The sequence below is a fragment of the Streptomyces sp. NPDC002386 genome (assembly GCF_053593175.1).
In genome coordinates this window covers 204,252-218,733 of the sequence record NZ_JBSFBX010000006.1, presented here as the reverse complement: position 1 = coordinate 218,733, position 14,482 = coordinate 204,252, and the positions used below count along the sequence as shown (strand labels likewise).

Annotated in this window: 19 protein-coding genes; 11 read left to right on the top strand and 8 right to left on the bottom strand. The window is 71.4% G+C overall.

Annotated elements, in window-relative coordinates; translation table 11 throughout:
* Positions 1-49: 49 nt before the first annotated feature.
* Positions 50-229: a DUF6104 family protein gene (locus ACWCPN_RS15025; protein ID WP_003992906.1), complete on the bottom strand. Its 180-nt coding sequence runs from the start codon at positions 227-229 to the stop codon at positions 50-52.
* Positions 230-373: 144 nt separating this feature from the next.
* Here ACWCPN_RS15025 and ACWCPN_RS15020 point away from each other — a divergent pair, with 144 nt between their 5' ends.
* The gene (locus ACWCPN_RS15020; RefSeq protein ID WP_451205713.1) at positions 374-1,267 is read left to right on the top strand and encodes a DUF4097 family beta strand repeat-containing protein; all 894 of its coding nucleotides are present in this window, start codon (positions 374-376) and stop codon (positions 1,265-1,267) included.
* A gap of 1 nt (position 1,268) precedes the next feature.
* Positions 1,269-2,342 (top strand): helix-turn-helix transcriptional regulator, encoded by a 1,074-nt coding sequence (locus ACWCPN_RS15015; RefSeq protein ID WP_451205710.1) that lies wholly within the window; start codon positions 1,269-1,271, stop codon positions 2,340-2,342.
* Positions 2,343-2,413: 71 nt separating this feature from the next.
* Here ACWCPN_RS15015 and ACWCPN_RS15010 read toward each other — a convergent pair whose 3' ends face one another.
* Positions 2,414-3,379, bottom strand: coding sequence for a zinc-binding dehydrogenase (locus ACWCPN_RS15010; RefSeq protein ID WP_392292251.1), 966 nt, complete (start codon positions 3,377-3,379; stop codon positions 2,414-2,416).
* Positions 3,380-3,601: 222 nt separating this feature from the next.
* Positions 3,602-4,822, bottom strand: a complete 1,221-nt coding sequence (locus tag ACWCPN_RS15005; RefSeq protein WP_451205707.1) for an NAD(P)-dependent malic enzyme — start codon at positions 4,820-4,822, stop codon at positions 3,602-3,604.
* A gap of 567 nt (positions 4,823-5,389) precedes the next feature.
* Between ACWCPN_RS15005 and ACWCPN_RS15000 the strand changes: the two genes are divergently transcribed.
* Genes ACWCPN_RS15000 through ACWCPN_RS14990 form a run of 3 tightly spaced genes read left to right on the top strand, consistent with a single transcriptional unit; the run spans position 5,390 to position 8,128 of the window.
* On the top strand, positions 5,390-6,349 hold the full coding sequence (locus ACWCPN_RS15000; protein ID WP_451205703.1) for an ABC transporter substrate-binding protein: 960 nt from the start codon (positions 5,390-5,392) through the stop codon (positions 6,347-6,349).
* A gap of 37 nt (positions 6,350-6,386) precedes the next feature.
* Positions 6,387-7,328, top strand: a complete 942-nt coding sequence (locus ACWCPN_RS14995) for an amino acid ABC transporter permease (protein ID WP_451205701.1) — start codon at positions 6,387-6,389, stop codon at positions 7,326-7,328.
* Positions 7,325-8,128, top strand: a complete 804-nt coding sequence (locus ACWCPN_RS14990) for an amino acid ABC transporter ATP-binding protein (protein ID WP_392292250.1) — start codon at positions 7,325-7,327, stop codon at positions 8,126-8,128. Before ACWCPN_RS14995 ends, ACWCPN_RS14990 begins: the two co-directional genes overlap by 4 nt.
* A gap of 77 nt (positions 8,129-8,205) precedes the next feature.
* Here the strand turns inward: ACWCPN_RS14990 and ACWCPN_RS14985 are convergent, their stop codons facing one another.
* Positions 8,206-8,976: a class I SAM-dependent methyltransferase gene (locus ACWCPN_RS14985; RefSeq protein ID WP_451205698.1), complete on the bottom strand. Its 771-nt coding sequence runs from the start codon at positions 8,974-8,976 to the stop codon at positions 8,206-8,208.
* 100 nt (positions 8,977-9,076) lie between these two features.
* Between ACWCPN_RS14985 and ACWCPN_RS14980 the strand changes: the two genes are divergently transcribed.
* On the top strand, positions 9,077-9,706 hold the full coding sequence (locus tag ACWCPN_RS14980; protein WP_451205695.1) for a CGNR zinc finger domain-containing protein: 630 nt from the start codon (positions 9,077-9,079) through the stop codon (positions 9,704-9,706).
* Here ACWCPN_RS14980 and sodX read toward each other — a convergent pair.
* Complete coding sequence (gene sodX / locus ACWCPN_RS14975) at positions 9,610-10,044, bottom strand: nickel-type superoxide dismutase maturation protease (protein WP_365119863.1); 435 nt, start codon at positions 10,042-10,044, stop codon at positions 9,610-9,612. The two genes, ACWCPN_RS14980 and sodX, sit on opposite strands and share 97 nt — an antisense overlap.
* A gap of 144 nt (positions 10,045-10,188) precedes the next feature.
* On the opposite strand from sodX, the gene sodN reads away from it, so the two are divergent.
* Complete coding sequence (sodN, locus tag ACWCPN_RS14970; RefSeq protein ID WP_004983535.1) at positions 10,189-10,584, top strand: superoxide dismutase, Ni; 396 nt, start codon at positions 10,189-10,191, stop codon at positions 10,582-10,584.
* Between the two features lie 210 nt (positions 10,585-10,794).
* Here the strand turns inward: sodN and ACWCPN_RS14965 are convergent, their stop codons facing one another.
* From ACWCPN_RS14965 to ACWCPN_RS14955, 3 genes are read right to left on the bottom strand one after another with little or no spacing between them, the layout of a single operon-like run.
* Positions 10,795-11,169, bottom strand: coding sequence for a hypothetical protein (locus tag ACWCPN_RS14965; RefSeq protein ID WP_451206052.1), 375 nt, complete (start codon positions 11,167-11,169; stop codon positions 10,795-10,797).
* A complete protein-coding gene (locus ACWCPN_RS14960) occupies positions 11,169-11,846 on the bottom strand; it encodes a hypothetical protein (RefSeq protein WP_451205692.1) in 678 nt (225 codons plus the stop codon). The genes ACWCPN_RS14965 and ACWCPN_RS14960 overlap by 1 nt, the downstream gene beginning before the upstream one ends.
* A complete protein-coding gene (locus tag ACWCPN_RS14955; RefSeq protein ID WP_451205689.1) occupies positions 11,837-12,442 on the bottom strand; it encodes an RNA polymerase sigma factor in 606 nt (201 codons plus the stop codon). The genes ACWCPN_RS14960 and ACWCPN_RS14955 overlap by 10 nt, the downstream gene beginning before the upstream one ends.
* A gap of 154 nt (positions 12,443-12,596) precedes the next feature.
* Here ACWCPN_RS14955 and ACWCPN_RS14950 point away from each other — a divergent pair, with 154 nt between their 5' ends.
* The 4 genes from ACWCPN_RS14950 (at position 12,597) to ACWCPN_RS14935 (ending at position 14,472) form a co-directional block, all read left to right on the top strand.
* Positions 12,597-13,085, top strand: a complete 489-nt coding sequence (locus ACWCPN_RS14950) for an Asp23/Gls24 family envelope stress response protein (protein ID WP_451206049.1) — start codon at positions 12,597-12,599, stop codon at positions 13,083-13,085.
* A gap of 76 nt (positions 13,086-13,161) precedes the next feature.
* Positions 13,162-13,329 (top strand): hypothetical protein, encoded by a 168-nt coding sequence (locus ACWCPN_RS14945; protein ID WP_351495686.1) that lies wholly within the window; start codon positions 13,162-13,164, stop codon positions 13,327-13,329.
* Positions 13,326-13,733, top strand: a complete 408-nt coding sequence (locus ACWCPN_RS14940; protein ID WP_451205686.1) for an Asp23/Gls24 family envelope stress response protein — start codon at positions 13,326-13,328, stop codon at positions 13,731-13,733. The genes ACWCPN_RS14945 and ACWCPN_RS14940 overlap by 4 nt, the downstream gene beginning before the upstream one ends.
* Positions 13,734-13,785: 52 nt before the next feature.
* The gene (locus ACWCPN_RS14935) at positions 13,786-14,472 is read left to right on the top strand and encodes a DUF6286 domain-containing protein (RefSeq protein ID WP_451205683.1); all 687 of its coding nucleotides are present in this window, start codon (positions 13,786-13,788) and stop codon (positions 14,470-14,472) included.
* The last annotated feature ends 10 nt before the right edge of the window (positions 14,473-14,482 follow it).

Here is a 14,482-nt window from a genome sequence, read left to right as displayed (position 1 = left end):
CCGCACGGTCCGCCCGTCGCCCCGTTTCGCCCTTGTCGCGCCGCTCGCCCTACTCGTCGTCCTCGTCGTCGAGCCGGGCGAGCCAGGTCGCGAGCCGCTCCACGGGCACCTCGAAGTCCGGGTTCAGATCGACGAACGTGCGCAGTTGCTCGGCGAGCCACTCGAAGGTGACCTCTTCCTCGCCGCGCCGCTTCTCCAGCTCCTCGATCCCCCGGTCGGTGAAGTACATGAACTGCCTCTCCTGCGAATCCACCCGGCCCCTGTGGGCCCGCCTACAGCCTATGCAGAGACGCCTTGACTTTCCCCATCCGCGATATATCGTGTTTCCCAGAAGACGCGATATGGCGTGTCCGTGTCCGGCCAAGGAGGCCCCATGTCCGAGTGGTCCATCGCCGACCCCCAGAAGCTCACCTTCGACACCCCGGTGCACGACCTGCACGTCCGCATCGTCAACGGAACGGTGAACGTCGTGGGCACGGACGAGGGTTCCGCACGCCTGGAGGTCACGGACATCGAGGGCCCACCCCTGATCGTCACCCACCAGGGCGGCACCCTCACCGTCGCCTACGACGACCTGCCGTGGAAGGGCTTCCTCAAGTGGCTCGACCGCAAGGGCTGGCGCCGCAGCGCGGTCGTCACCCTCGCGGTCCCCGCCGACACCCGCGTCGAGGTGGGCGTGGTCGGCGCCGGCGCCGTCGTCTCCGGGATCAACGGCTCCTCGGTGATCAAGGGCGTGACCGGCGACACGACCCTCGTCGGCGTCTCCGGCCAGGTCCGCGCCGACACCGTCTCCGGAAACCTGGAGGCCCAGGCCGTCACGGGCGACCTGCGGTTCCACTCCGTCTCGGGGGACCTGACCGTGGTCGAGGGCTCGGGCTCCTCCGTCCGGGCCGACTCGGTCAGCGGCTCCATGATCATCGACCTGGATCCGGACGGCCCCACCGACGTGGGCCTGACCAGCGTCTCCGGTGAGATCGCGATCCGCCTGCCGCACCCGGCGGACGCGGAGGTGGAGGCCAACACCGCGAGCGGCACGATCTCCAACGCCTTCGACGGACTGCGGGTGCAGGGCCAGTGGGGCGCACACAAGATCACCGGCCGGCTGGGCGCGGGCAACGGAAAGCTCAGGGCCACGACGGTGTCCGGCTCCATCGCCCTGCTGCGCCGCCCGCCGGGCGAGGACGAGCCCGACGACGCCCACGAGGCCCGTGCCGGCTCCCCGGCCGACGGCCCGACCGACGGCACGACCGACAAGAAGGTGCTCTGACATGCCTCCCGTCTTCGCCCACGGGCGCCTGCGCCTGTACCTGCTCAAGCTGCTCGACGAGGCCCCGCGCCACGGATACGAGGTGATCAGGCTCCTCGGGGAGCGCTTCCAGGGCCTGTACGCCCCTTCGGCGGGCACGGTCTACCCCCGGCTCGCCAAGCTGGAGGCCGAGGGCCTGGTCACGCACACCACGGAGGGCGGCCGCAAGGTCTACGCCATCACGGACGCCGGCCGCGCCGAACTCGCCGACCGCGGCGGCGAGCTGGCCGACCTGGAGCTGGAGATCCGCGAGTCCGTGGCGGAGCTCGCCGCCGAGATGAAGGCCGACGTGCGCGGCGCGGCCGGCGATCTGCGGCGCGAGATGCGCGCCGCCGCCTCCGAGGCCCGCCGGGGCTCCGGGAGGAACGGCGGCGAGGCGGGGCCCCCCGGGGAGAGCGGCGACCTCGGTGACAAGGAGTCCTGGCGCGCCGCCAAGGAGGAGATGCGCCGGGTCAAGCAGGAGTGGAAGGAACAGGCCCGCCGCGCCAAGGACGAGAGCCGCCGGGCCCGCGAGGAGGCCCAGCGGGCCCGCCACCAGGCGCAGGAGGCCCAGACGCGGGCGCGGGCCCAGGCGCAGGAGGAGATGCAGCGCATCGCCCATCGGGTCCAGGAGCGCGTGCAGGACCACTTCACCCGCGGCGACTGGCCGACCGGCGTACGCGAGGGCCTGACCGAACTCGCCAAGGAGTTCGGCGAGTTCGGGAAGGAGTACGGCAAGGAGTTCGGCAAGGACCGGGGCTTCGGCCGCGCCGCCGAGGGTGCGGGCACCGCCCCGCACAAACCGGCCGCCGCGGCGCCGGAGTACTCCGTGCCCCCGGAGGACTTCCCGGCCGAGTACGAACCGTCCTGGGCGCACGAGGCGCCCACCGGCGAGCCGGCCCGCGACCTGGACCGGCTGCTGGACCGCTTCCGCGACGACATCCGCGACGCGGCCAGGGACCACGGCGTCACCGCCGGCCAGCTCCAGGAAGCCCGCGGGCACCTTTCGGCGGCGGCGGCGCACATCGGCGCGATACTGCGCCGCCCGAAGGTCTGACCCGCCGGCGGCCGCGGTCCGCGCGGTGGCGTGCTCCGGCCATCACCGGAGCACGCCGCCCGCGGGCAGCCTTACTCGCTGGTCAGGACGATCTTCCCGAACTGCTCGCCGGACGCCAGCCGTTCGAAGCCCTCACGGGCCCGGTCCAGGGGCAGGATCTCGTCGATGACGGGGCGCACGCCGGTGGCGGCGCAGAAGGACAGCAGGTCCTCCAGCTCGTCCTTGGTGCCCATGGTCGAGCCGACGACCTTCAGCTCGAGGAAGAAGATCCGGGTCAGTTCGGCGTGCGTGGGACGGTCACCGCTGGTGGCGCCGGAGATCACGAGCGTGCCCCCGGGCCGCAGGGACTTCACCGAGTGGGACCAGGTGGCGGCGCCCACGGTCTCGATGACGGCGTCCACCCGCTGCGGCAGCCGGGCTCCCGACTCCACCGCCTCGACCGCGCCGAGCTCCAGCGCCCGCTTCCGCTTGGCCTCGTCCCGGCTGGTCGCGAAGACCCGCAGTCCGGCCGCCTTGCCCAGCACGATGGCGGCGGTGGCGACACCGCCGCCCGCGCCCTGCACGAGGACCGAGTCGCCGGGCCGCACCCCGGCGTTGGTGAACAGCATCCGGTAGGCCGTCAGCCAGGCCGTCGGCAGACACGCGGCCTCGGCGAAGGACAGTTCCTTGGGCTTGGGCAGGATGTTCCAGGTCGGCACGGCGACCTGCTCGGCGAACGTGCCCTGGTAGCGCTCGGTGAGGATGGAGCGGGGCTCCTTGGGGCCGACGCCGTGGCCGCTCTGCCCGATGACGGAGTGCAGGACGACCTCGTTGCCGTCCTCGTCGATCCCGGCGGCGTCGCAGCCGAGGATCATCGGCAGCTTGTCCTCGGCGAGGCCCACACCGCGCAGGGACCAGAGGTCGTGGTGGTTGAGGGAGGCGGCGCGGACGTTCACCGTGCTCCAGCCGGGCCGGGCCTCGGGGGCCGGACGCTCCCCCAACTCGAGTCCGGTGAGCGGCTGGTCGCGGTCGATTCGGGCGGCGTAGGCAGCGAACATGGGCTCGACGATAGGTGCGCCGTGCAGCGGGCGGAACCGCGGGGGGCTGTGACACATGCCCTCTTGCGCAAGGGCACCCGACCGGCGCAGCCCGGCGCACGGCTCCGTACACCGCCCCGGCTCCTGCCCGTGCAACAAGGGCGGACGGTCAGGTGACCGGTCGAAAAGAACGGCCCCGCCGGGTCGGGCGGGGCCGTTCGAGTGGAGCTGTCCGGCGCGACGTCAGCGACGGGCGACACCCGCGGCGCGGGCGGCGGCCGCCACCGCCGCCGTCACCGCGGGAGCGACCCGCTCGTCGAACGGCGACGGGATGACGTAGTCGGCGGCGAGGTCGTCGCCCACGACGGCGGCCAGCGCCTCAGCGGCGGCGATCTTCATGCCCTCGGTGATCCGCGTGGCCCGCACCTGCAGCGCGCCGGCGAAGATCCCGGGGAAGGCCAGCACGTTGTTGATCTGGTTCGGGAAGTCCGAGCGCCCGGTCGCGACGACCGCCGCGTACTTGTGCGCCACCTCCGGGTGCACCTCCGGGTTCGGGTTGGCCATCGCGAAGACGAAGGCGCCCTCGGCCATGGAGGCGACCGCCGCCTCCGCGACCGTGCCGCCGGAGACGCCGATGAACACGTCCGCACCCGCCAGGGCGTCCTCCAGCGAACCGGTGATGCCGGCCTTGTTGGTGAAGGAGGCCAGCTCGCGCTTGACCGGCGTCAGGTCCTCCCGGCCGACCGACACGACGCCCTTGCGGTCCGCCACCGCCACGTCCCCGATGCCGGCCTCGACCAGCATCCTGGCGATGGCGACACCGGCCGCGCCGGCGCCCGAGATGACGGCCCGGAGCTGCCCGATCTCACGGCCGCTCAGCCGGGCCGCGTTCCGCAGCGCCGCGAGCGTCACGACGGCCGTGCCGTGCTGGTCGTCGTGGAAGACCGGGATGTCCAGGCGCTCCTGCAGCCGGCGCTCGATCTCGAAGCACCGGGGCGCCGAGATGTCCTCCAGGTTCACTCCGCCGAAGGAGGGAGCGAGCCGGACCACGGTCTCGACGATGTCGTCGACGTCCGTGCAGTCGAGCGCGATGGGCACCGCGTCGACTCCGCCGAACTGCTTGAACAGGATGGCCTTGCCCTCCATCACCGGGAGGGAGGCCTCGGGGCCGATGTCCCCGAGTCCCAGCACGGCCGTGCCGTCGGTCACGACGGCGACCACCGAGGACTTCCACGTGTAGTCGTTGACCAGTTCCGGCTGCTCCGCGATCGCGGTGCACACGCGCGCGACGCCGGGCGTGTACGCGAGGGAAAGGTCGTCCTTGTCGCGGACCGGAACGGTGGCCTGCACGGCCATCTTGCCGCCGCGATGAAGCGCGAACGCCGGATCGAAGGAATCGAGGGGCTCGGCCCCGTCCTGATCCGTTGTGTTGTCGCTGCGAGGATTGACGATCTCCGCTGCCACTTTGTCTTACCCCTTAGGTATGCATGGTTTGAGGGTCGACCACTCCTGGTGAGGGGTGGGCGGGCACCGCGCAGGCCCGGTTACCGATACGTACGAGCAGCTGCGCGACGGGCGCGCCGCACACGCGCCCTGAGCCCCGGATGAGGGGTGTAAAGAACCTTCTTACCGGACGGACGGTGCTGACGACGAGTCCATTAGGTGCAAGGTCACATCTGGGAACCAGAAAGCCACACAGGGGTGACACGCGGCTGACAGGACGGTCACACCGTTGGCAAGAGCCCTGCTGGATGGGAAAAACCACGATCTTCGCCGACCACATGGTGAGACGGGTAGAAGTTTTTGCGGCCGGAGGCCCGGATCCCCGCAGATGGTCCGGGGTGCGGGGCCGGGGAGGGCCCGTCCTGACGTGGTGGAGGGATCACCCGTTATCCGATTTTGACATTGCGACTCCCCTGGATGGGCTAACCCGAATGGCAAGATGCCGTAAACCCACGAGGTCGCGACACCCGAAGGTGTGTGTTTCCGTCGACCCATCGGCACCTCTCTCCACCCGCCGGAGGAACCACCATGACCGCAAGCTCCACCCGTCGTACGACCGCCGCGCACTCCCGGCTAGCTGCGGTCGGTGCGATCGCGGTCGCAGGCGCCCTGCTGCTCACCGGCTGCGGTGACCAGACCAAGGACAGCGGCAACGACTCCGGCAGCTCGTCCGCCGGCAGCGCCCCGCTGGCCGACAAGCTTCCCAAGGACATCCGTAGCAGCGGCGTCGTCCGGGTCGGGTCGGACATCGCCTACGCCCCGGTCGAGTACAAGGACAACTCCGGAAACGTCGTCGGTCTCGACCCCGACCTGGCGGCGGCCCTGGGCAAGCAGCTCGGGGTGAAGTTCCAGTTCGAGAACGGCACCTTCGACGGTCTGCTCACCGGTCTGCGCTCGGACCGCTACGACATCGCGATGTCGGCGATGACGGACAACAAGAACCGTCAGGAGGGCGTCGACCCGGACACCGGCAAGAAGGTCGGCGAGGGCGTCGACTTCGTGGACTACCTGACCGCCGGTGTCTCCATCTACACCCGCAAGGGCGACACCAAGGGCATCACCACCTGGGAAGACCTCTGCGGCAAGAAGCTCGCCGTGCAGCGCGGCACCACTTCGGAGGACCTGGCCAAGGAGCAGGCCAAGAAGTGTCCGAGCGGCAAGAAGCTCGCCATCGAGGCCTTCGACGACAACCAGCAGGCCCAGACCCGGCTGCGCTCGGGCGGCGCGGACGCCGTGTCCGCCGACTTCCCGGTCGCCGCGTACGCGGTCAAGACCTCCGGCGGCGGCAAGGACTTCGAGGTCGTCGGCGACCAGGTCGAGGCCGCGCCGTACGGCATCGCCGTGGCCAAGAAGGACACCCAGCTGCGGGACGCTCTCAAGGCCGCGATGGACGCCGTCATCAAGAGCGGCGAGTACGGCAAGATCCTGGAGAAGTGGGGCGCGCAGGACGGCGCCGTCAAGCAGTCCGTGATCAACGGCGGCAAGTGACCCGCGGACCCGAAGCGGCCACTGAGAGGCAACACCCGTGACTGACATCGACAAGTCGGCGGCCGGGGGGCAGCACACTCCCCCGGTCGGCCCGGAGGCCATCAAGGCGATCCCGGTCCGGCACTACGGGCGGTACGTCACCGCCGTCATCGCCATCGCGCTCCTCGTCGCGATCATCTACGCCTTCAGCCAGGGCCAGATCAACTGGCACGCGGTTCCGGACTACTTCTTCGACGACCGGATCATGAAGGGTGTCGGCAAGACCCTTCTGCTGACGGTCCTGTCGATGCTGATCGGCATCGTGGGCGGCATCGTCCTCGCGGTGATGCGGCTGTCGAAGAACCCGGTGACCTCGTCGATCGCCTGGTTCTACATCTGGTTCTTCCGCGGCACCCCGGTCCTGGTCCAGCTCTTCCTCTGGTTCAACCTGGGCCTGGTCTTCGAGTACATCAACCTGATGCCGTTCTACAAGGACTACTGGTCGAACTTCATGACGCCGTTGCTGACGGCGCTGCTCGGCCTGGGTCTGAACGAGGCGGCGTACATGGCGGAGATCTGCCGGGCCGGCCTGCTCGCGGTGGACGAGGGCCAGACCGAGGCGGCGCACGCCCTCGGTATGAGCCACAGCAAGACGCTGCGGCGGATCGTCATCCCGCAGGCGATGCGCGTGATCGTGCCGCCCACGGGCAACGAAGTGATCAACATGCTGAAGACGACCTCGCTCGTGGCGGCCGTCCAGTATCCCGAGTTGTTCCGCTTCGCCCAGGACATCGGCCAGAACTCCGGTGCGCCGGTGGAGATGTACTTCCTGGCCGCGGCCTGGTACCTGATCATGACCTCGGTGCTGAGCGTGGGTCAGTACTACATCGAGCGCTACTACGCCCGCGGCTCCAGCCGCCAGCTGCCGCCGACCCCGTGGCAGAAGGTGCGGGCGAACGTGCTGTCGCTGGGCGGCCCGAGGGGAGCGGTGGGCGCATGACCGACAAGCTGAGCAAGAGTGACGCCGTCCCCACGGGAACGGCCTCGATGGTCAAGGCGGAGGGCGTTCACAAGTCCTTCGGCCACGTGGAGGTGCTCAAGGGCATCGACCTGGAGGTCAAGCAGGGTGAGGTGTTCTGCCTCATCGGCCCCTCCGGCTCCGGCAAGTCGACCTTCCTGAGGTGCATCAACCACCTGGAGAAGATCAACGCGGGCCGTCTCTACGTGGACGGCGAGCTGGTCGGCTACCGCCAGAAGGGCGAGAAGCTGTACGAGCTGAAGGACAGCGAGGTCGCGCTCAAGCGCCGGGACATCGGCATGGTCTTCCAGCGCTTCAACCTGTTCCCGCACATGACGGCGGCGGAGAACGTCATCGAGGCGCCGGTCCAGGTCAAGGGCGTCGGCAGGGCCCAGGCCAAGGAGCGTGCGATGCAGCTCCTGGAGCGGGTGGGCCTCGCCGACAAGGCCGGGAACTACCCCTCGCAGCTCTCCGGTGGCCAGCAGCAGCGGGTGGCGATCGCCCGGGCGCTGGCCATGGACCCGAAGCTGATGCTGTTCGACGAGCCGACCTCGGCCCTCGACCCGGAGCTGGTCGGTGACGTCCTTGACGTCATGCGCGACCTCGCCGAGTCCGGCATGACGATGGTCGTCGTCACCCACGAGATGGGCTTCGCCCGCGAGGTGGGCGACAGCCTGGTGTTCATGGACGGAGGCGTGGTGGTCGAATCCGGCCATCCACGCGACGTCCTGACCAACCCCCAGCACGAGCGGACCCAGTCGTTCCTGTCCAAGGTGCTCTGAGACTCGGCGGAGTCTCACCGGAAGAGGGGCGGTACGGAATTCTCCGTACCGCCCCTCTTCCGCCGTTCGGCATGGCCTCACCTCACCGCGAGCAGCAGCGTGTCCGAGGGCGAGCTCCACACCGGGCGGGCCTCGTCGAAGCCCTTCTCGCGCAGTACGCGCGCGTGCCACGCCGGGGACGGCATGTCGCCGTCGGCGTGCTCGCCGTAGATCTCGAAGCGGCGGGCGGTCGGCTCGGCCAGGACCGGGTCCTCGGCGGCCACCCGCCACCAGTCGGCCCAGTCCAGCGCGCCGTCCCGCTTGGCCTGATCCATGCGGGCGTGCCGCAGGGCGCGTTCGGCCGCGTTGATCCGCGGGGTGCTCTCGTCGATCATGTGGTCCGCGTTCATGAACACACCACCGGCGCGCACCAGCTCCGCGAGCCGTCCGTAGAGTGCCGCGAGGGGTTCGCTGTGCAGCCAGTGCAGGGCCGTGGCGGTCAGCACCGCGTCGTAGGAGTCGTACGGCAGCCGAGCCGCCCAGTCGGGGTCCTTGAGGTCGGCGGTGACGAAGGAGACGCGGTCGTCGCCTTCGAAGGTGCCGCGGGCGATGGCGAGCAGGGCCGGGTCGAGGTCGACCCCGGTGCTGGTGGCGTCGGGGAAGCGGGCCAGCAGCCGGGCGGTGATGGTGCCGGTGCCGCAGGCGAGGTCGAGGACGCGCGGCGCGGTGCCGACGAGCGCCTCCACCATGTCGAGCATGATCCGGAACCGCTCCTCGCGGTCCGGCATGTACCACTCCTGCTGCCGGTCCCAGCTCTCCTGCCAGGCGGCCCAGTCGGTTCCGCTACTGGTACTGGTACTGGTGGTCATGGAAGCCCCGTCTCCTCACGCACGCGTAATACCCTGGAAGCACGACCGGCTGTTACCCGACCGCAGACACGACCATAGAGCGCCTCCGTAAGGACTACAAGTGGAACTGGCCTATTACTCGGATTACGCCGTACGTCTCGTCAACAGCGAGGAGCCGGTCCGGGGCAAGGACTCCCTGACGTCGGTCGAGGCCGTCCGCGACCTCTTCGGCGCCAACGCCTCGGCGGCCCGCCGGGCCGCCGACGCCGACGTCACCCGCTTCCGCTCGGTGCGGGCCCGGCTGCGTTCGGTCTTCGAGGCGGCCGACGAGGGCGACGAGACCCTGGCGGTCGACCTCCTCAACTCACTGCTGCTGGAGTTCCCGGTCAGCCCGCAGATCTCCGGCCACGACCACCGCGACGAGGACGGCCGCCCGCTGTGGCACATGCACCTGGCCGACCACCCCTCCAACGCCACCGCCGGCTACGCGGCCATCGCGGCGATGGGCCTCGCCTTCCACCTGACCGAGTACGGCGTCGACCGGCTGGGCCTGTGCCAGGCGGCCCCGTGCCGCAACGCCTACCTCGACACCTCCACGAACCGATCCCGGCGCTACTGCTCCGACCGCTGCGCGACCCGCGCCAACGTGGCCGCCTACCGGGCCCGCAAACGCCTGGAGGCCGACCGGTCGGCGAACAGCGGCCGCACCGCGGAGAACGCCCAGCGAGCGAGCGCCAGCGGCGAACGCTGACCCGGCCGCGGCGGCCGGTACCGCAGCCTCGCCCTGCCCAGGACCAGTTCGTCGGGCACCACTCCGTAGTCGGTGCTGTCGCCACCGGCGTAGGGGTTGTCCCCGAGCACCCACCAGCCGCCCTCGCGCCGCTCGGCGGCACGCTTGACGACGAGCAGGTCCTGCTGGAAGGGGTGCCGCAGCACCACGACGTCCCCCGGCCGGACCGCCGCCCCGTACTGCAGGAGCAGCCGGTCCCCGTGATGCAGCGTGGGCACCATGGACGGACCCGTCACCTCGGCCAGCCCGAAGGGCGCCCCGGTCCTCCCCCGCTCGCTCTCCTGCGACAGCTCCGGCATCCCGGCACCTCCCCGGTCCGTTCCTCCACCAGTCCCAGTGTGACCCTGGACTTTTGTCCTAAGCCCTAGGGGGCACTCACGAAAACAGGTCCCTCAGGGAGTAATGTCGCACCTGAGAAGACGATCACGAGGAAGGAATGCTCCATGCTTTCCCGCCTGTTTGCCCCCAAGGTCAAGGTCAGCGCGCACTGCGACCTGCCCTGCGGCGTGTACGACCCGGCCCAGGCCCGCATCGAGGCGGAGTCGGTGAAGGCCGTCCAGGAGAAGATGGCCGGCAATGACGACCCGCACTTCCAGGCGCGTGCCACCGTCATCAAGGAGCAGCGCGCCGAGCTGGCGAAGCACCACGTCTCCGTGCTGTGGAGCGACTACTTCAAGCCCCCGCACTTCGAGAAGTACCCGGAGCTGCACCAGCTGGTCAACGACACCCTGAAGGCCCTCTCGGCCGCCAAGGCGTCCACCGACCCGGCGACGGGCCAGAAGGCGCTGGACTACATCGCGCAGATCGACAAGATCTTCTGGGAGACCAAGAAGGCGTGATCTCCTTTTACGCCCTCTGACCTGCTTGTTCTTTCATTGCAGCGTCTCCCTGGCCGCACCCGGTCCGCAGGCCGCCGAGCACGGCGTCCATGACGGTCCGGGTGCGGTCCTTTTCGTCCGGCCGCCCTCGCCCGCCGCGCTCCGCGCGCCACGGCCGGCGCCCGGCGGGAACCCGGCGGCGCCGAGCGCGCCCCGCCGAGATCCTCTCGTTCACCCCACGTCGAGCCGGGCGGCGATTCCGGTCACGGTGACTTCGACGGTGACCCGTTCCACGGCATCGAGGGCGGCGAGGTGGGAGATGACGGCCTCCGCCACCCGGTCGTGGACGTTCCGGGCGACGTCCAGCGCCCGCCGGCCCCCGGACAGGACGCAGCGCACCTCGATGTGCCATCCCGAACCGTCCGGCGACCGGCACGCGCGGACGCCTGCCTCGGGCGTCCGGTGCGGCGGGGCACCCGGCCGCGCGGACTCCGCGGCTGCCGCCAGGCGATGGGACAGACGGGGTTGCAGGCCCACCACGCCGGGAACCGCGAGGGCCGCCTCGACCGCGGCACCGGGAAGTGTGGTCGCGCCGACGACGGTCATCACGTGCCGCCGACGGTCGGGAGGCCGGGACGCGGGAGCGGCTCCGGCTCCGGCTCCAGGACGTCGATCACGGCGATGTCGACGGCGGTCACGGCCAGACCCAGGTCCTGTCCGGCCGAGTGCAGGACCGATCGGCGCACCTGGCGGACCCGGTCGGGCAGGGGGCGGTCGAGGGCGGCGGCCAGGGTCATGGTCACCCGCACGTCGGCGCCTTCGCCCACGAGTGCGAGCCTGCACGTCGCGGCCCTGGCACCGGGGACCGTGTCCGCGGCCCGCCGGAGTACCTTCGCCGCGGCGCTCTCGGCGATGCGCAGCTCCCGGTCCGGGTCGGCGAGGGGCAGCAGCCGCCCGAGCCGTACCTCTGCCCTGACGATGTTCATGACGCGGTCGGTGAGTGCGCGGGGGCCGGGCGTGTCCTCGAAGCGCAGCCCTCGGCTGGCCGCGTCCACCGCGGCCAGCCCTTCGGCCGCCTCGCGGCAGTGAGGGCAGGAGAGGGTGTGCGGGTCCGCGGCCGGCGACGCGTCCCGGGTCCGTTCCCAGACCCGGCTGAGCAGCCGGCCGCAGGGCAGGGCCTCGTCACCCGCGAACGGGGGGACGTCGGCGGCACCCGGCTCGGAAACGGTCCCGTGGGCTCCGAGAGGTCCGTGGGGCCACGCGTGCGGGTCGTCTAGCGCCATGGGCCCATCGCCTCCTGCAGGGACCGGCGCGCCCGGAACAGTCTGCCGCGCACCGTGGGTTCGCTGGTCCGCGTCACATGGGAGATCTCCTTGTAGGACAAGCCCTGCACCTCTCGCAGGATCCAGCAGAGTCGCTGTCCGGCGTCGAGATCGCCGAGTGCGCGGGACAGCGCGGCGGTGGCCGCCTCCTGCTCGGCGGACCGGGCGGGCTGGCTCCAGGCGTCTCCCGCCGCGGGCTCGGCGACGGCGTCCAGCGAAAGGGGCGGCGGCCGGCGACGGCGCATGGTCAGGCAGCGGTTGACGGTGATCCGGTAGATCCAGGTACGGAACTCCGCGCTGTGGCGGTATTCCGGCAGTCGCCGCCAGGCACTGACGAAGGCGTCCTGAACCGCCTCCTCGGCGTCCTGGGGATTGCCGAGCATGCAGTGGGCCAGGGCGAGGAGAGGCCGGCCGTGCCGCTGGACGAGAACGGCGAAGGACTCCTCGTCCCCCTCGGCCGCCCGTACGGCCAGCAGGCCGTCCGGCAGGTCGCGCCCCGGCAGGTCGCGCCCTGTCAGGTCGCGGCCCGGCGACGGGGAGACAGCGCTTTCGATCATGGCGACCCCACACAAGGCTCGGACCGGCCGGGTACCCGACGCGTCATGTGTGATGCACGTCACACTCAATGTCCGTGATGAATGGGGCGTCCGATATGTCCAACGTCTAGAAGGCACCGCACCGGTGTCCCAGCGACCGATCGAGGCGACCGCCATGACGGACAACATCACCAGCGTCGGCGGGGGCGGCCGGCCCGAGGCGGGCGTGAGCGCGCTCAAGGGCCGCACCGGGGCGGGGGCTCCGGCCGAGACACGGGGGAAGACCACCATCGCGGACGGTGTGGTGGCCAAGATCGCGGGCATGGCGGCCCGCGAGGTACCGGGCATCCACAGCCTCGGCGCGGGAATGGCCCGTGCCTTCGGCGCCATGCGCGAACGCGTGCCCGGCGCGGGCGGAGGCGGGGCCGTCACGCGAGGAGTGAAGGTCGAGGTGGGTGAGCGGCAGGCCGCGGTCGACCTGGACGTCGTCGTCGAGTACGGCGTCTCCATCGTCGACGTCGCCGGCGACGTGCGCACCAATGTCATCAGCGCCGTGGAGCGGATGACGGGCCTGGAGGTCGTCGAGGTGAACATCGCCGTCGGCGACATCCACCTGCCCGACGAGGAGGAAGAGGCCGAACCGGACGAGGGCCGCGTGAGGTGATCCACCACCGCGCACCGAGCGGGCGCGGGCGATCGCGCGCACGGTGGCGTGCGTAGGCGGGACGGGTGAGTGCGAGATGAACACAGCTACGACGGGCCTCGCAGCCGGTATGGCCCTGGGCTTCGCCGGCTACTTCGGCGGCTTCTGGGCTTTTCTGCTGGTGCTCGTCCTGGGCGCGGCGGGGCTGGTCGTCGGCCTCGTCGTCCAGGGTGACCTCGACCTCCGGACACGGAGGCAGCGGTGAGTACCCGGCCCGCTCCCCCGGGCGAGGGCTCGAGCCCGCCGGCGCCGGCCGCCGGGCTGCCGCCCCCGGCCGAACGGGGCGCCACCGTCATTCCGGACAGGGTGGTCGCACGTATCGCCGCCCAGGCCGCACGCACGGCCCAGTCCCGGCGCGCCGCCGTCCCGCCCGATCGGGGCGCCGCGGCGGCGCCCAGTGCCTCCGCCGCGGTCCGTACCGGATCGGTGCGCCTGCACCTGACCATGGACCTGCCCTACCCGACCGACGTCCCCCGGGTCTGCGAGCGGATCCAGCAGGACGTGGCGGAACGGGTCGCCGAGTTGACCGGGCTGCGGGTGGGAGAGGTCCTCCTCACCGTCCGGCGGCTGGTGACCGCCGCCGACGTGAGCCGGGGGCGGGTCCGGTGAGCGGCGACGCGGGCCGGATCGCCGGGCACGCCGGACAGGAAGGGCGATCGCGATGACATCCGATACCGGTCCTCCGGGCCGCACCCCCGCATCGACCGCGCACCGGGGCGCCGTGCCGCTGACGAAGGAGCCCGGCCCGCCCGAGCGCGACACGTCCACCTCGGACCTTCCTCCCGGTGGGCGCGACAGCGGGTACCGAACCCACCGCGCGTGGTCCACGCGTCGCCTCACGGCGGCGCTGGTCGCCGCTGTGATCCTCGTGGCCGCGGTCGCGGCGCTGGTCGACGTCGTCGCCGTACGGGCGGGACGTCCGGCGGCGGCCTGGCGACGGCATCTGACCGACGATCTGGCCACCCGCCCGGTGGACGACGTGTGGATGCTGACGGGAGCCGCCGTGGCCGCCGCCGTGGGGGTCTGGCTGACCGTCCTGGCCCTCACCCCCGGTCAGCGCCGCTGGCTGCCCCTGCGCACCCCCGCCGGGTGCCCCCGGCTGCGTGCCCACCTGGACCGCGACGGCGCCGCCGGGCTGCTGCGTGACGCCGCGATGCGGGTCCCCGGAGTCGGCGCGGCGCGTGTCCTCGTCGGACGCCGCCGCATCAGGGCCCGCGCGGACGTCCGCTTCCGCGACCCCCAGCGGGTGAAGGACGACCTCACCGCCGTCCTCGGCGAGGAACGCGACCGGCTGGCCCTCTCCCGTCCTCCCCGTGTCGTCGTACGGGTGCGGCGACGCACCGGCTGACCGACAACCG

Coding starts and splice junctions, on each gene's coding strand:
- ACWCPN_RS14990 (WP_392292250.1), top strand. CDS start 7,325: ATGACCGACAAGCTGAGCAAGAGTGACGCCGTCCCCACGGGAACGGCC.
- ACWCPN_RS14985 (WP_451205698.1), bottom strand. CDS start 8,976: ATGACCACCAGTACCAGTACCAGTAGCGGAACCGACTGGGCCGCCTGG.
- sodX (WP_365119863.1), bottom strand. CDS start 10,044: ATGCCGGAGCTGTCGCAGGAGAGCGAGCGGGGGAGGACCGGGGCGCCC.
- sodN (WP_004983535.1), top strand. CDS start 10,189: ATGCTTTCCCGCCTGTTTGCCCCCAAGGTCAAGGTCAGCGCGCACTGC.
- ACWCPN_RS15000 (WP_451205703.1), top strand. CDS start 5,390: ATGACCGCAAGCTCCACCCGTCGTACGACCGCCGCGCACTCCCGGCTA.
- ACWCPN_RS14945 (WP_351495686.1), top strand. CDS start 13,162: ATGAACACAGCTACGACGGGCCTCGCAGCCGGTATGGCCCTGGGCTTC.
- ACWCPN_RS14960 (WP_451205692.1), bottom strand. CDS start 11,846: ATGGCGCTAGACGACCCGCACGCGTGGCCCCACGGACCTCTCGGAGCC.
- ACWCPN_RS14935 (WP_451205683.1), top strand. CDS start 13,786: ATGACATCCGATACCGGTCCTCCGGGCCGCACCCCCGCATCGACCGCG.
- ACWCPN_RS15015 (WP_451205710.1), top strand. CDS start 1,269: ATGCCTCCCGTCTTCGCCCACGGGCGCCTGCGCCTGTACCTGCTCAAG.
- ACWCPN_RS14950 (WP_451206049.1), top strand. CDS start 12,597: ATGACGGACAACATCACCAGCGTCGGCGGGGGCGGCCGGCCCGAGGCG.
- ACWCPN_RS14955 (WP_451205689.1), bottom strand. CDS start 12,442: ATGATCGAAAGCGCTGTCTCCCCGTCGCCGGGCCGCGACCTGACAGGG.
- ACWCPN_RS15010 (WP_392292251.1), bottom strand. CDS start 3,379: ATGTTCGCTGCCTACGCCGCCCGAATCGACCGCGACCAGCCGCTCACC.
- ACWCPN_RS15020 (WP_451205713.1), top strand. CDS start 374: ATGTCCGAGTGGTCCATCGCCGACCCCCAGAAGCTCACCTTCGACACC.
- ACWCPN_RS14965 (WP_451206052.1), bottom strand. CDS start 11,169: ATGACCGTCGTCGGCGCGACCACACTTCCCGGTGCCGCGGTCGAGGCG.
- ACWCPN_RS15025 (WP_003992906.1), bottom strand. CDS start 229: ATGTACTTCACCGACCGGGGGATCGAGGAGCTGGAGAAGCGGCGCGGC.